This window comes from Brevibacterium sp. 1718 (genome assembly GCF_051131255.1).
Lineage (GTDB): Bacteria > Actinomycetota > Actinomycetes > Actinomycetales > Brevibacteriaceae > Brevibacterium > Brevibacterium sediminis.
Genome location: NZ_CP186550.1, coordinates 291,898 through 304,875 on the forward strand (window position 1 = coordinate 291,898; position 12,978 = coordinate 304,875).

The 12,978-nt window shown below is 61.8% G+C and carries 11 protein-coding genes; 7 read left to right on the forward strand and 4 right to left on the reverse strand.

Going from position 1 to position 12,978, the window contains the following annotated elements:
* The first annotated feature begins 2 nt into the window (after positions 1-2).
* Together ACOZ9V_RS01310 and ACOZ9V_RS01315 are read left to right on the forward strand one after the other, a co-directional pair.
* Complete coding sequence (locus ACOZ9V_RS01310) at positions 3-782, forward strand: ABC transporter ATP-binding protein (RefSeq protein ID WP_139467842.1); 780 nt, start codon at positions 3-5, stop codon at positions 780-782.
* Positions 783-901: 119 nt separating this feature from the next.
* Positions 902-2,551, forward strand: coding sequence for a M24 family metallopeptidase (locus ACOZ9V_RS01315; protein ID WP_181271052.1), 1,650 nt, complete (start codon positions 902-904; stop codon positions 2,549-2,551).
* A 222-nt stretch (positions 2,552-2,773) separates the two neighbouring features.
* On the opposite strand, the gene ACOZ9V_RS01320 is transcribed toward ACOZ9V_RS01315, so the two are convergent.
* The 3 genes from ACOZ9V_RS01320 to ACOZ9V_RS01330 form a co-directional block, all read right to left on the reverse strand.
* Entirely contained in the window at positions 2,774-4,933 is a 2,160-nt protein-coding gene (locus ACOZ9V_RS01320) for an aldehyde dehydrogenase family protein (RefSeq protein WP_181271051.1), read from the reverse strand.
* 109 nt (positions 4,934-5,042) lie between these two features.
* Positions 5,043-5,990: a 5-dehydro-4-deoxyglucarate dehydratase gene (gene kdgD, locus ACOZ9V_RS01325; protein ID WP_181271050.1), complete on the reverse strand. Its 948-nt coding sequence runs from the start codon at positions 5,988-5,990 to the stop codon at positions 5,043-5,045.
* 106 nt (positions 5,991-6,096) lie between these two features.
* Complete coding sequence (locus tag ACOZ9V_RS01330) at positions 6,097-6,975, reverse strand: LysR family transcriptional regulator (RefSeq protein WP_181271049.1); 879 nt, start codon at positions 6,973-6,975, stop codon at positions 6,097-6,099.
* Positions 6,976-7,111: 136 nt separating this feature from the next.
* Here ACOZ9V_RS01330 and ACOZ9V_RS01335 point away from each other — a divergent pair, with 136 nt between their 5' ends.
* Genes ACOZ9V_RS01335 through ACOZ9V_RS01345 form a run of 3 tightly spaced genes read left to right on the forward strand, consistent with a single transcriptional unit; the run spans position 7,112 to position 9,956 of the window.
* The gene (locus ACOZ9V_RS01335) at positions 7,112-8,557 is read left to right on the forward strand and encodes a dihydrolipoyl dehydrogenase family protein (RefSeq protein WP_434592952.1); all 1,446 of its coding nucleotides are present in this window, start codon (positions 7,112-7,114) and stop codon (positions 8,555-8,557) included.
* 22 nt (positions 8,558-8,579) lie between these two features.
* Positions 8,580-9,521, forward strand: coding sequence for a phosphoglycerate dehydrogenase (locus tag ACOZ9V_RS01340; protein WP_434592955.1), 942 nt, complete (start codon positions 8,580-8,582; stop codon positions 9,519-9,521).
* Positions 9,522-9,560: 39 nt separating this feature from the next.
* Complete coding sequence (locus ACOZ9V_RS01345; protein WP_434592958.1) at positions 9,561-9,956, forward strand: MmcQ/YjbR family DNA-binding protein; 396 nt, start codon at positions 9,561-9,563, stop codon at positions 9,954-9,956.
* Between the two features lie 24 nt (positions 9,957-9,980).
* Here the strand turns inward: ACOZ9V_RS01345 and ACOZ9V_RS01350 are convergent, their stop codons facing one another.
* Positions 9,981-10,721 (reverse strand): hypothetical protein, encoded by a 741-nt coding sequence (locus ACOZ9V_RS01350; RefSeq protein ID WP_434592961.1) that lies wholly within the window; start codon positions 10,719-10,721, stop codon positions 9,981-9,983.
* A 218-nt stretch (positions 10,722-10,939) separates the two neighbouring features.
* Between ACOZ9V_RS01350 and ACOZ9V_RS01355 the strand changes: the two genes are divergently transcribed.
* Both ACOZ9V_RS01355 and ACOZ9V_RS01360 read left to right on the forward strand, forming a co-directional pair.
* On the forward strand, positions 10,940-11,806 hold the full coding sequence (locus ACOZ9V_RS01355; protein ID WP_434592964.1) for an aldo/keto reductase: 867 nt from the start codon (positions 10,940-10,942) through the stop codon (positions 11,804-11,806).
* A gap of 131 nt (positions 11,807-11,937) precedes the next feature.
* On the forward strand, positions 11,938-12,951 hold the full coding sequence (locus ACOZ9V_RS01360) for a LacI family DNA-binding transcriptional regulator (protein ID WP_434592966.1): 1,014 nt from the start codon (positions 11,938-11,940) through the stop codon (positions 12,949-12,951).
* The last annotated feature ends 27 nt before the right edge of the window (positions 12,952-12,978 follow it).

Genomic DNA, 12,978 nt, shown 5'->3' on the forward strand with positions numbered 1-12,978 from the left:
CCATGACCACTGACTATGCGATCTCAGTCAACAACGTCGGCAAGACCTACACCTCGCGAGACGGGCAGGAGAACGTCGTCCTCAAGGGACTCGACTTCCATGTCAACCCGGGGGAGTTCGTCTCGATCGTCGGCCAGTCCGGCAGCGGAAAGACCACTCTGCTCAACACGATCTCGGGTCTGCAGGAAGCCTCTGAAGGCGAAATCCTCATCCGCGGACGTGAGATCAGCGCCGCACTCAAGGACATCGGAATGGTGTTCCAGAGCCCGGTCCTCCTGCCCTGGCGGAATAATCTCGACAATGTCCTCCTGCCCTTGGAATTTCGTGACGCCGTCACATCGGAATCCAAGGACCACGCCATGGAGCTGCTGCACATGGTCGGACTTGGAGAGAAAGCGACCCGGTACTCCTACGAGCTCAGCGGTGGGATGCAGCAACGCGTCGCCATCTGCCGCGCGTTGGTTTCACGTCCGGAAATTCTCCTCATGGATGAGCCATTCGGCGCACTCGACGCGATGACGCGTGATTCGATGAACTTCGAAATCCAGAGGATCTGGCGCCGCACGGGCTGCAGTGTCCTCTTCGTCACCCACAGCATCTCTGAAGCTGTATGGCTGGCAGATCGAGTCGTCGTTGTCGGTGATCGTCCGGGACGGATCGTCGCTGACGTCAAGGTGGACATCGAACGTCCCCGCGCGAAAGAGCACAAATTCTCAGAGAACTTCGCCAGCTACGTGGCGGAGATCGAATCCCACATCGGCGTCACCGCCGGAATCAGCTGAGCGGTCCGCCCCTCCGGCCCGACGAACACATGCCAGGGATGGCCGGCAGGGATCCTTCGGCCCAAGGCACACCGCACGAGGCGAACACGTCTCAAGGAAGATATGGAGTTGGAAACGCAATGATCAAACTGACAACCGACAAGACGCGTCTGGCAGATTCGTTCGGACTAGATGCCCAGAAGAGCCTTCTGTTCTCTGCGATTCGCCTTGATTCGAGCCCTCTGGTTGCACCGATCATCGCCGACACGACTGACGGTGAAGTGCTGCTTGTTCGCCAGCAGGAGCAGGGAAACGCCCTGTCCGCCGGGGTACCGAAGGAGCGGATGAGATTCTATGCGCCGTGGGTGACGATCGATCCCCGAATTGTTGCCGATACACCAGCCTCAGCATCACTCTCGACATTGGTTGAGGAGCTCGCAGAAGGGGATCAGGTCGGTCTCGACTCCGGTGTTGTCATGAAGCACTACTCGACGTTGTCGGAGAGCCTCGATGTCGTCGCCGACAAGCAGCCGACGACTCCGGTGGTCGCCTATGAGATCGACACCGCAGCGGTTCTTGAGCGCTTCTCTCGCTGGCGTGAGCTCGGAGCGGAGACTGCGACGCGGCTCATCGACGACGTCGAACATCTTGACGGACTGGACAAGGAGATCCAGTCGCAGACCGACACACGCTATTCGGCGCTGCAGTCGATGGCGAAGGACCGCGGTCTCGACGCCGTCATCATCGCCGCTCCGCCGAACTTCAGCGAGGTCGTCGGAACTCAGCAGAGCGAAGATCAACTGGCGGTTTGGTCAACGCAGGACGAGAAACTCTACGTTCTCGCCCCGGAGACCGCGCACGGTGTGTCCGGCACTCCGATCGGCCGCTTCGCCGGACTTGGTGCGGCAGCTGTGGCACTGGCTCATGGCAATCAGATCGGCGTTGAGGAGGAGTGGATCGCAACCGGTCTGGCACTCGAACTCGAAGCCGAAGGCGCCGTCCTCAATGAGTTGTCGACCGCTCTCGGTCACTGGCGCGATATTCGTGACCACGAAGACCTCGGGTTCCAGATCGTTGCTGCCAGGTGCAGCGTCTTCGCCATCGAAGAGGCTCTGAAATGGGCGGAGGAGTCGTTGGCGGCGGGGCTTGAGTTCACCGAGCTCGACATCTACGCGCGCTATGTGGACAAGATCGTCGAATTTCGCACGGACAACGTGATTCCTTTTGCGATCGAACCGTACTTCACCAACTTGCACTCCTCGAACAGAATGCTGTTTCCCGGACCTCCCGTCGATTTCCCGATCAACGATGACACGAAGTGCATCCAACTCGACGCCGGTGTGCGGATCACCTTTGACGGGATCACTGTGGCGACCTCCGATATGGCACGGTCGCTTCCGCGTACCGATAGTGCCAAAGAGGCCTATGAGTTCTTCTTCGACGTGGTCCGTGAGGGAATCATCGGCCAGTTGCGTCCCGGAGTCGTGTGCGAGGATGTCCATCAGGGGACATTGGACTACTTGGCGCCCCACCTCGACAGGATGATCGAGATCGGCATGCTAGGTGCAGACGTGGATTTCAACACGGAATACCGGAAGCGCAATGTCGGGCACCTCATGGGCAAGCAGGAGTCATTCGCCAACGAGTTGCGTCCCGGCTACAAGCACGTCTTGGAGGTCGGTTCCTTCGGCGCCGCGGAGATCCCGTGGCGGTACGGCAATGTGGCGATCGGCACTGAGGACCTCTGGTTCATCGGGTCGGACCGTACCTATATTCTCTCCAAGCGCTGAGGCGGGACCTCTCCACTTCGATGTGTCTCACGCAGGACGCTCAACTCCTTGCAGGTTGAACGGGGCGGACATTCCCACAAGGGAGTGTCCGCCCCGTTGCGTAGATTGAAACCAGCAGAAGAGTGAGATGCAGTTACCTTATGGTCAGCAGGGAATTGAAAGCGGTCCGGTCGTTGAATCGACCGGACCGCTCTGCGTTTGTGCTGTCAGCTTGGCAGCTGATCAGCTGGGGCGGAGTTCACCTGGACTCTTGAGCTTGACGACGGCTTCGATCTCAACCGGTGAGTTCGCAGGGAGACGCGGGACTCCCAGAGCAGTGCGTGCATGACGGCCTGCGTCTCCCAGAGCATCGACAAGGAGTTTGGAGGCCCCTTCAGCGACGACGGGGTGCTTACTGAAGTCTGTCGGACTGGCCACATAGACGTTGAGTTTGGCGATGCCCTCGACATTGTCGAGGCCGAGGTTCGTCTCCAGCTGGGCAATGAGATTCACCACGCACAGCTGAGCTGCCGCAATTCCGTCCTCTATGCTCAGATCCTCACCGACGACTCCCTGGACCGGTACTTCTCCGCCTTGTTTGGCAATCTGCCCGGACACGAAGGCCAACTGGCCGGCGACGGTCACCGTCTCGTAGCTGTAGCTGGCGGGATTGGCTTCGGGAAGGTCGAATCCGAGTTCATTGAGACGGTGGCGCACGCCGTCTGCGAAGGATTTCGCCGAGACAGCTGCGTCGGTAGCGGCCGAGGCATCGCCACGCTGTGCTGCAGAGTATCGACCATCGAGCACCCGGGCCACCGCCCAAGGATTGGCGTCCTGGAGGACCGGATGAAGAATGGCCTGCGGGACGTTCTGGTAGGCGACCGGGCGGAGGAACCTGTCGATCGCAGTTGCACCCACCGAGGTGGTCTGCGGAGCTGACGTCGCTGGAAACGGTCCACCATGGATCATCGCATGGCCGACATCGACTCCTGTCGGCCAACCGTTGACGATGATCCGTCCGACGGTGAGTTCCAGCGCGCGCACAAGCGCGTCGGCCACCTCGGTGTCCTGTTCACCCATCTGCAGTGTCGCAGTCAGCTGTCCTTCGAGCTCTGCTACGACATGCTCCAGCTCATCAGTCGAGTGATAGCGCACGACGAGGGCAGCGGACCCGAAGATCTCATTCTGCAGTTCCTTGTTCGACGCGAAGTCCTGGATCGAGGTCGTGAACACGCGGGGCCCGGGCGCGTTGAGCGTCTCCCCATCCGCCCCCTGAGCCAGAGATGAGACGCCCGGCTGTGCTGAAAGCTGGTCGACTCCACTCTGCCAGGCTGCGGCTATGGAGGGAGTGAGCATCGTTTGACCCTTCGCCGCGTTGAATTCCTCAGCAATGCGAGCCGTCAGCGCATCTCCACGGTCGCCGTTGGGAACGAAGAGAATTCCAGGGGAGGTGCACAACTGACCGGAGGAACCGGTCACTGCTCCGAAGAAGCCTTGGGCCACCTCGGCGACGTCATCGGCAATGGCGCCTGGCAGGACGAACACGGGATTGATTGAACTCATCTCGGCATAGACAGGGATCGGTGTGGGTCGAGCCGCGGTGGCGGCCGACAATGCCAGTCCGGCAGCCCTGGAACCGGTGAATCCTACGGCCGTGATCCGCCGGTCCGTGGCTAACTGCTGCCCGACCTCGGAGCCAGCCCCATAGACGAGTGAAAAGACGCCCGGGTGAAGCCCGCTGTCGCGAACGGCACGAGTGATGGCGGCACCGACCAGTTCGTTGGTCCCGGGGTGGGCATTATGGGCCTTGACGATGACCGGGCATCCGGCAGCAAGTGCGGAAGCGGTGTCACCGCCTGCGGTTGAGAAAGCAAGGGGAAAGTTGCTCGCGCCGAAGACAGCGACGGGGCCCAGAGGAACCTTGCGCTGACGAATATCGGGGCGCGGCAGCGGTGCGCGGTCCGGGAGCGCGGGATCAATGCGCACGCCGTGGGCGTCACCGAGCCGAACGACAGATGCGAACAGGCGCAGCTGGTTGGAGGTTCTGGTGATCTCGCCATTCAGGCGCCCCGCAGGAAGTCCGGTCTCCAGAACGGCCCGGTCGACGATGCGCCGCGCGTCAGACTCGATATTGGCTGCGATTCTCTCGAGAAAGGTTGCGCGGATCTCCGGCGAAGTGCCGCGGTACGAAGGGAACGCATCGTGGGCCTCGGCGATGGCTGCGGATACCTGCTCCTCGGTGAGCAGCGTGTATTCGGGATCTAAGGTCTCACCTGTCGCCGGATTGATTGCACGGCTGGTCTCCCCCTGTCCTGGCGTCTTCGTGCCGGCCACAATTGATGTGCCGGAAAGTGATGTGTCGACGTCCGAGTCGGTCGTCGCGGTAGTGAACTGCGTCGTCATAAGTGACCTCTATTCCTGATAGCGATGTCGGCGCCGACCGGCTCAAGCCGATCGGCGCCGATCTGTGGGTGTGGCTGTCTCAGCCGCGGATTCGTGGCGGACTGAACGTTCAGGCGACCGCGGACGCGGTGCGGTCGAGTCGGATGCCGGCAGCGGACATAACTTGTTCGAGATCCTGCAGGTCTGCCTCGGTGAGGTTCTGCAAGGGTGGCCGGACCGGCCCGCAGTCGCGGCCGATGACTTTGAGGCCGCCCTTGACGATGGAGACGCCGTAGCCGGCCACTCGTTCGCGGATCTTCGAGTAGGGCAGGACGAAGGAGTTGAGCTTCTCTGTCACGGCGGCGCGGTCCTGTTTGCGCACCGCATCGTAGAAGTCGAGGGCGAATTCGGGTGCGAAGTTGAACATGGCGGATGAGTAGGTGCTCATTCCGAGCTGCAGCAATGGCAGTGCATAGACTTCGGCGGTCGGAAGTCCGCCGAGGTAGAAGAGGCGGTCGCCGGTGCGGGCGTAGACCTTCGTCAGCTGCTCGATGTTGCCGAGGGCGTCCTTGAAGCCGATGAAATTCTCATGGGTGTCGGCGAGGCGTTCAACGGTCTCGGGCGAGTAGATCGCATTTGCCCGGTTGTAGACGATGACGCCGATCTTGGTTGCTTTGCAGATGGCGGATACGTGCTCGAAGAGGCCGTCTTGGCTGCATTCAGTGAGGTAGGGAGGAAGGGCCAGAAGGCCCTCTGCTCCGGCTTCCTCGGCGTCGATCGCATTCTGCACGGCGTGTGCAGTGGCGCCCCCTGCCGAAGCAAGGACCGGCACTTCAGCACGTGAGTTTGAAACTGCCAAGCCCACGACCTGTTTCGCTTCCGGGGGAGTGAGGCTGAATCCCTCGCCGGTTCCGCCAGCGGCGAAGAGTCCTGCGACGTCGAAGCTCGACTGCCAGGCGATGTGGTCGGAATAGGCGTCGGCGTCGAGGGACAGGTCTGCGTTGAATGCTGTCGCGGGGAAGGAGAGGAGTCCGTCCTTGAGATGGTCGGCGAGTTCTTGAGGTTGGTAATTGGCCACGGAATGACGTCCTTGTTAGTCGGGATAGTGATCCCACTGTAAGAACGAGGAATAATTCCTGTCCAAGATTATTTATATATGCATTGATGCCCAGAAGGTATTATCTTCATTCTCTGCGAATCAATGCGAGGACTTCCTTGAGTGCCGGGTTGCGGGACTCCGGATTCCAGATCGCATGAAGTTCGACGACATCGCGTGGAGCGTCGTGGAGCGGCACATATGTGACACCGTCGACGCCGAGGCGAGCAGCTGATTCCGAGACGACGGCGATGCCGCGACCAGCAGCGACGAGATTGACGATGGTCAGGATCTGGCTCAGCGAATGAGCCACCTCATTGGCTTCGACATCGATGTAGCGAACGGTGAGATCGTAGAAGTATCGAGCCCTCGTGGCATCGTGCATGAGCAGTCGCTGACCGGAGATCTCCTTTGTGTCCACAGAGTCACGTGCGGCGAACGCATGGTCCGAAGGGACTGCCAGTACGAGCTGCTCAGACAGGACCAGGGTCGCGTCGATGGTTTCGGGAATGCGGCCCACTCGCCCCAGGCCGATGTCGATCTTGCCCTCAGACAAGGCCTTGATCTGTTCTGCCGTAACCATCTCGGCGATCTCGACGCTTATGCCCGGCAGCTGTTCTGCCAGGGTCGAGACCAGACTGCCGAGGACGCCGAACGTCGAGACCGCAGTGCACCCGATGGTGATCTGACCCCAGGAGCCCTCGGCGATCTTCTGTGCTCGCCGCGGGGCACGCTCGACGGAGGCGAGCAGACCGTATGCCTCAGCGAGGAAGGCCTCACCTGCCGGCGTAAGTGTGACGGTGCGATTGTTGCGTTCGAAGAGGTGGACACCGATCGATTTCTCCAGCTTCTGGATCTGCCGGCTCAACGGTGGCTGGGTCATATTCAGCTCTTCAGCGGCGCGTCCGAAGTGAAGGTTTTCGGCCACCGCGATGAAGCCGGTGATCTGTGCCAAGGTGAACTGCATCGCTCGCTCGTTTTCTTTCGTGGGCCACGGCCTGTGCTGTTCAGCAGTGTATCGGGCGTGCGGCACCTCGCTTTCAGCCGTCGGGTAGCAATAAGGGGCGGGTACAGTGACAGACACCGACTCGAGAGGACAGAGCATGACCACAGAGACAGTGACGCAGCAGGGCACCTCGACCGAAACCACCCCATCCTCCACCCCCACCGGAGCCGACCACACCGAACACGTCGACCTCCTCGTCATCGGCTGGGGCAAGGGCGGCAAGACTCTGGCAGGGACCATGTCCCGCGCCGGCAAGAAGGTCGCCGTCGTCGAACATTCGGAGATGATGATCGGCGGCTCGTGCATCAACATCGCCTGCATCCCCACGAAGATCCTCGTCCACGACGCCGAGAACAAACGCGCCGATGACGACACCGACGACTACTTCGCCAAAGCCGTCAAACGTCGCGACACCCTGACCGGTGCAATGCGGAAGAAGAACCACTCGATGCTCGCCGACCTCGACTCGGTGCTGCTGGTCAACGGCCGCGCCGAGTTCACCGGCGAACGCGAAGTCCGCGTCACCGGCGGCGCCGACACCATGACGATCACCGCCGACACCGTCGTTGTCAACACCGGATCCGTCGCCAACATCCCACCCATCGACGGCGCGCAGCTCGGCGGCCGCATCCACGACTCCGAATCCCTGCAGCACGTCGACCCGTTCCCAGGTCGCCTCGTCATCGTCGGCGGTGGCTACATCGGGCTCGAGTTCGGATCGATGTTCGCGCACTTCGGTTCGCAGGTCACCGTCCTCGACCGCGGACCCCGCCCGCTCGCGAACGAAGATGACGACGTCGCCGAGGTGGTCGCCCAGGCCCTCGCCGATGACGGAGTCACCATCGTCAACGACGCCTCCGTCACTGCAGTCAACGACGGCGCTGACGCCGCAACCGTGACCTATGAGGTGAGCGGTGAGACCAAGACCATCGACGCCGAGGCGGTCCTCCTGGCCGTCGGACGCAAGCCCGCAACTGCGGACCTCGGCCTCGAGAAGGCCGGCATCGACACCGATGATCGCGGGTTCATCGTCACCGATGGGTACCTGCGCAGCTCCGCCGAGGGCGTGTACGCGTTCGGCGACGTCAACGGCGGACCGATGTTCACCTACATCTCTCTCGACGACAACCGGATCCTCGCCGATCAGCTCCTCGGCGACGGGAAGCGGTCGACGAAGGATCGCGGTTCCGTTCCGTACACAATGTTCCTCACTCCGCCCGTCGCCCGCGTCGGCCTGTCCGAGAAAGCCGCCCGCGACGAAGGCTATGAGATCAAGGTCGGCGCGAAGCTGCAGGCCGATATCGCCGCAGCACCGCGGGCGAAGATCGAAGGCGACCCGCGCGGAATCGTCAAGTTCGTCGTCGACGCGAAGACCGATCTCATCCTCGGCGCGGCCCTCGTCCATGTGCACTCGCAGGAGGTCATCAATACCGTGGCGCTCGCGATGCGCCACGACGTCACCGCGACCGAGCTGCGCGACACGATCTACACCCACCCCTCGGCCACCGAGGCGCTCAACGAGGTGCTCGGCGCACTCAAGTGAGAGCCGCGATAGGCTCGCCATCATGAGCCGTCGCATCGTCATCACCACCGATTACCTCGAACCCGGCGACAGCGTCGACCGGCTGCTGAGGGAGCACGGACTCGAACCCGTGTATTCCCCGGCGGCTGGTCGACGCACCGAGGATGAACAGCGCAACCTCCTCAAAGGTGCGATCGGTGCCATCGTTGCGAGCGAACCGATCACCCGTGACACGCTCGCCGAGGCGGCCGACCTCCGAATCCTCGCCCGCAGCGGAGTCGGATACGACTCCGTCGAAACCACCGCGGCCCAAGAGTTCGGCATTCGCGTGGCCAACACCCCCGGCGTCAACCACCACGCCGTCGCCGAACTCGCGCTCGCTCTCATGCTCAACTGCGCCAAACACTTCAGTGACGTCATCAGCGGCGTCAACGCAGGTCAGTGGCCGCGCACCGCAGGCACGGAACTGCGCGGCAAGACGCTCGGCGTCATCGGCTACGGCCCCAGCGGCAAGGCAATCGCCGCAATCGGTGCAGCTCTGGGCATGAAAGTCATCGTCGGCACCTCCCACCCTGATACCAACGCGGACCCGAGCATCGAATTCGCCGACGTCGACACCGTCGTCGCGGCCGCCGACTACCTCACCCTCCATGCTCGGGCGACCGGCACCCCGATCATCGGCACCGACCGACTCGCTGCGATGAAGGACACCGCGTTCCTCATCAATACCGCCCGCGGATCACTCATCGACGAGGCCGCCCTCGTCGCCGCGCTCAACAAAAAGCAGATCGCCGGTGCCGCCCTCGATGTGCTCGAGACCGAACCGATGACGAAGGACAACCCGCTGCGGAAATTCGACAACGTTTGGGTCACCTCGCACCTGGCCGGTCAGACGGTCGAAGCCCGTGAACGCGCCGGGTTGGCCGCCGCTCAAGCCGTCATCGATGTACTCGACGGAAAGGAACCCGTCGGACTCATCGTCTGAAGGGTCCCATCCCCACCTGCCGGGGCGTACCGTTGACTCATGGCGCATCCGCAGATGTTCGATGACGACGATCCGATGCTCGAGCGGGTCCGCGCGATCGCGCTCAGCCTGCCCGAATCAGCCGAGAAGATCTCGCACGGCAGACCGGCCTTCTTCACGAAGAAGATCTTCGCTCATTACGGCGGCACCGAGAAGCTGGCATCGGGGGAGATGGTGCAGCACCCGCAGGCGCTGCTCGTCCTGCTCGACCCCATGGACGCCGAGGTGGTGCTCGAGCGACCGGACTCCTTCGTTCCCATGTACCTCGGCCCCTCCGGCTGGGTCGGACTCGGACTCGACGATCTCGACGACGAGGAGCTGCGCGAACTGACCATTGATTCCTATCGGAACACCGCCTCGGTGAGGTTGATCAAGGCCCTTGACGCTCAGGAATGAGCGCTCAATGTTCCCGCTCGGCGATCAGTCTCGAGCGGTCCGCAGACGCTGCCGGTCTGCTTCGACCCGTGGGCGCCGCATCCTCGCAATGATGAGAAGGACCAGTCCCACAACGGCGACGACCACTCCTACAAGGAACCCGTAGAAGGGGAACCCGTACTGCGTCACCGAGAACTCCTGACCGGTGACGGTGTCGCCGGAGCAGGTCAGGGCCGGCGGCAGATAGTCAGCCGTGACTGAGAATCCCAGCACATCGTCACCGCCGACGGATTCCGGGCAGATCTCAAAACCATCAGACGCCGCGTACCACTGAAAATACTGGCCGAGCATCATCACCGGCAGCATGAAGACCCCGATCCCGATGAGCCGCAGCGGCCACCGATCTCGACGCGGTTCGGCCAGCGGCGACCGGTACAGCCCGAGCAACCGGGTCACCATGAACGCGATCAGCACACTGAGAAGCACCGCGACGCTCAGAGCGGCGAGTGCCATCGAGACCATAAACAGCGCCGAGGTGGCCCCGGAGTGCTCAATGATCGCGTGCCCGTCGTCGTAGGTCGGGGCCTGGCAGACGAACCCGGACGGTGCGCGGTCGATGAGTTCGATCCTGTCGGGATCGACGCCGAAGTCGTCGACCAGATCGGAACAGGCATCGGCGGCACCCTGCGTACGGGCGACCGCTGTTGAAATCCACGACGTCACCCACTGGGCGGCGTGGAGCAGCGCGGCGACCACCAATCCGGCGCTCGGCAACAGAAAGGCCACCCGCCACCGCGAAAGCCTGCGAATACGGCGAAGGAATCCCCGCTCCGTAGCTCGCGCGTTCGTCTCCATGCGACCACGCTAGCCCAAACCGCATTGTGAAAACCCCGCGGCAGTGCCTCCTCGGGACACCTCACAGGAAGAGTTCACTCACGACACCCTGCTCAAACTCAAGGCGAATGCTCTGGCCAGCACGGCCTCGGCGGTCATAGGGTGAATACATGACGACCCCAGCGAACACCCCCGCGCAGAACTCACCGATCCCCACACTCGACCTCAACGACGGACGTGCGATCCCGCAGCTCGGGCTCGGCATCTACGCGATGAAGGGCGACGAGGGGGTCGACGCCATCGTGGGTGCCGTCGATAATGTCGGCTACCGCCTGCTCGACACCGCGGTGAATTACGAGAACGAACGAGAGGTCGGTCAGGCCATCGCCGACTGCTCCGTCGCTCGCGAGGACCTGTTCGTCACGAGCAAGATCCCCGGCCGCCATCACGGCTTCGACGAGGCCATCGCCAGCACCGAGGAATCGCTGGCCCGCCTCGGTCTCGACTACCTCGACCTCCACCTCATCCACTGGCCCAACCCCAGCGTCGGCAAGTACGTCGAGACCTGGGAGGGCCTCATCGAACTGCGCAGACGCGGTCTGGTGAAGTCGATCGGCGTCTCGAACTTCACCGAGGAGATGCTCACCGAGCTCGTTGAGAAGACCGGCGTCACCCCGGCCGTCAACCAGGTCGAGCTCCACCCGTATTTCCCGCAGACCGAGCTTGTGGCCTTCCACCGCTCCATCGGTGTGCAGACCGAGAGTTGGTCCCCGCTCTACCGTGACCAGGGATTGTTCGAAGAAGCCCCCATCGCCGAGGCGGCCGCCGCCCATGGCGTGACCTCGGCCCAGGTGGTCCTGCGCTGGCATATCGAGATCGGAAGCATCCCGATCCCGAAATCCGCGAACCCGGAGCGTCAGGCCCTCAACGCCGATGTCTTCGATTTCGAACTCACCCCCGCCGAGGTGGCGGCGATCTCCGGACTCGAGCGCGGTCGCATGAAGGACCGGGATCCGCTCACCCACGAGGAGATGTGAGTGCCATTTGCGTTGAAATGGCGGTGTCGTTCGGCTGATTAGGACATCGGCTGTCGGACAGCATCAATTCGCATCGTGCGGTTTCAGCCATGGCCAAAGTGCGGTTGTGCATGCTTGGGTAAGGTGTTCATATGGCGAATTCCAAAGATGTGGCCTTGGCCGCGGGGACGTCTCAATCGACTGTGTCGAGGGTGTTTCGTGGTGAACCGAACGTTGGCCCTGAGCTCATCGCTCGGGTAAAGGCCGCGGCCAAATCGCTAAACTATGTACCGAATGATGCTGCGCGTTCGCTACTTCAAGGAAAGACTCGGCGAATCGCGCTTGTCGTCGAGAAGCTCACCCAGCCAGCATTCGCCCTGATGGCCGATATCACACACGATGAGTTACTGAAGCGGAATTATCGGGTAGTTGTACTTGAGTCGGATTCGCCCGGCGGCGGTGTCCGTGATGGTTCGAGAGAAATCTTCTCAGCCGTTGACGGCGTCCTCTACTGTTCTGCTGACAGAACGACTGACCTCACTGGGTTCGTTGAGGAGGTGAGCAAGCCAATTGTTCTGGCGTTGCGCGCTGGCCATCCTGAAACTTCAAATCTCGTCAATCACGGTGTTTACCCAGACCACCGGCAAGGTGTGCAATTGGCAGTGGACCACTTCTGGAGCAATGGGCATTCTAGGATTTCGTTAATAGGGGCGACCCCCAGAGTGACCGGTGGCTACTCGACCGAACTTGCGTTCGTTGACTACATGAGAAGTATGCGGCTCGATGTGTCCGATTTGCAGATTGGACGCAATGAAATGACGTACGTCGGCGGCTGGGACTCTGCCCATGAGTTCCTGTGTGGTCCGAATCCGCCTACCGCGTTCTTTGCGACTGAGGATAGGAGCGCATACGGTGCGATCGACGCAGTCCGTAGCCTCGGGCTGCGGGTGCCCGATGATATCGGGGTCATCGGATTCGATGATTTCGATACATCTGCGTGGAAAGCATACGATTTGACCACTATACGGATTCCTTATGACCGCATCATTCAAAAGGCCGTCGACCTGCTAATTGCCGAGATCGATGGGCAACGGCCGCCACCAGGCCATGAGTTCGTTCCCGTGGAGCTTATTGATAGAGGGTCCGTCGGGAAGCTAAAGGTCTAAGTAAAACCGCATCGCCGCCATTGTGTT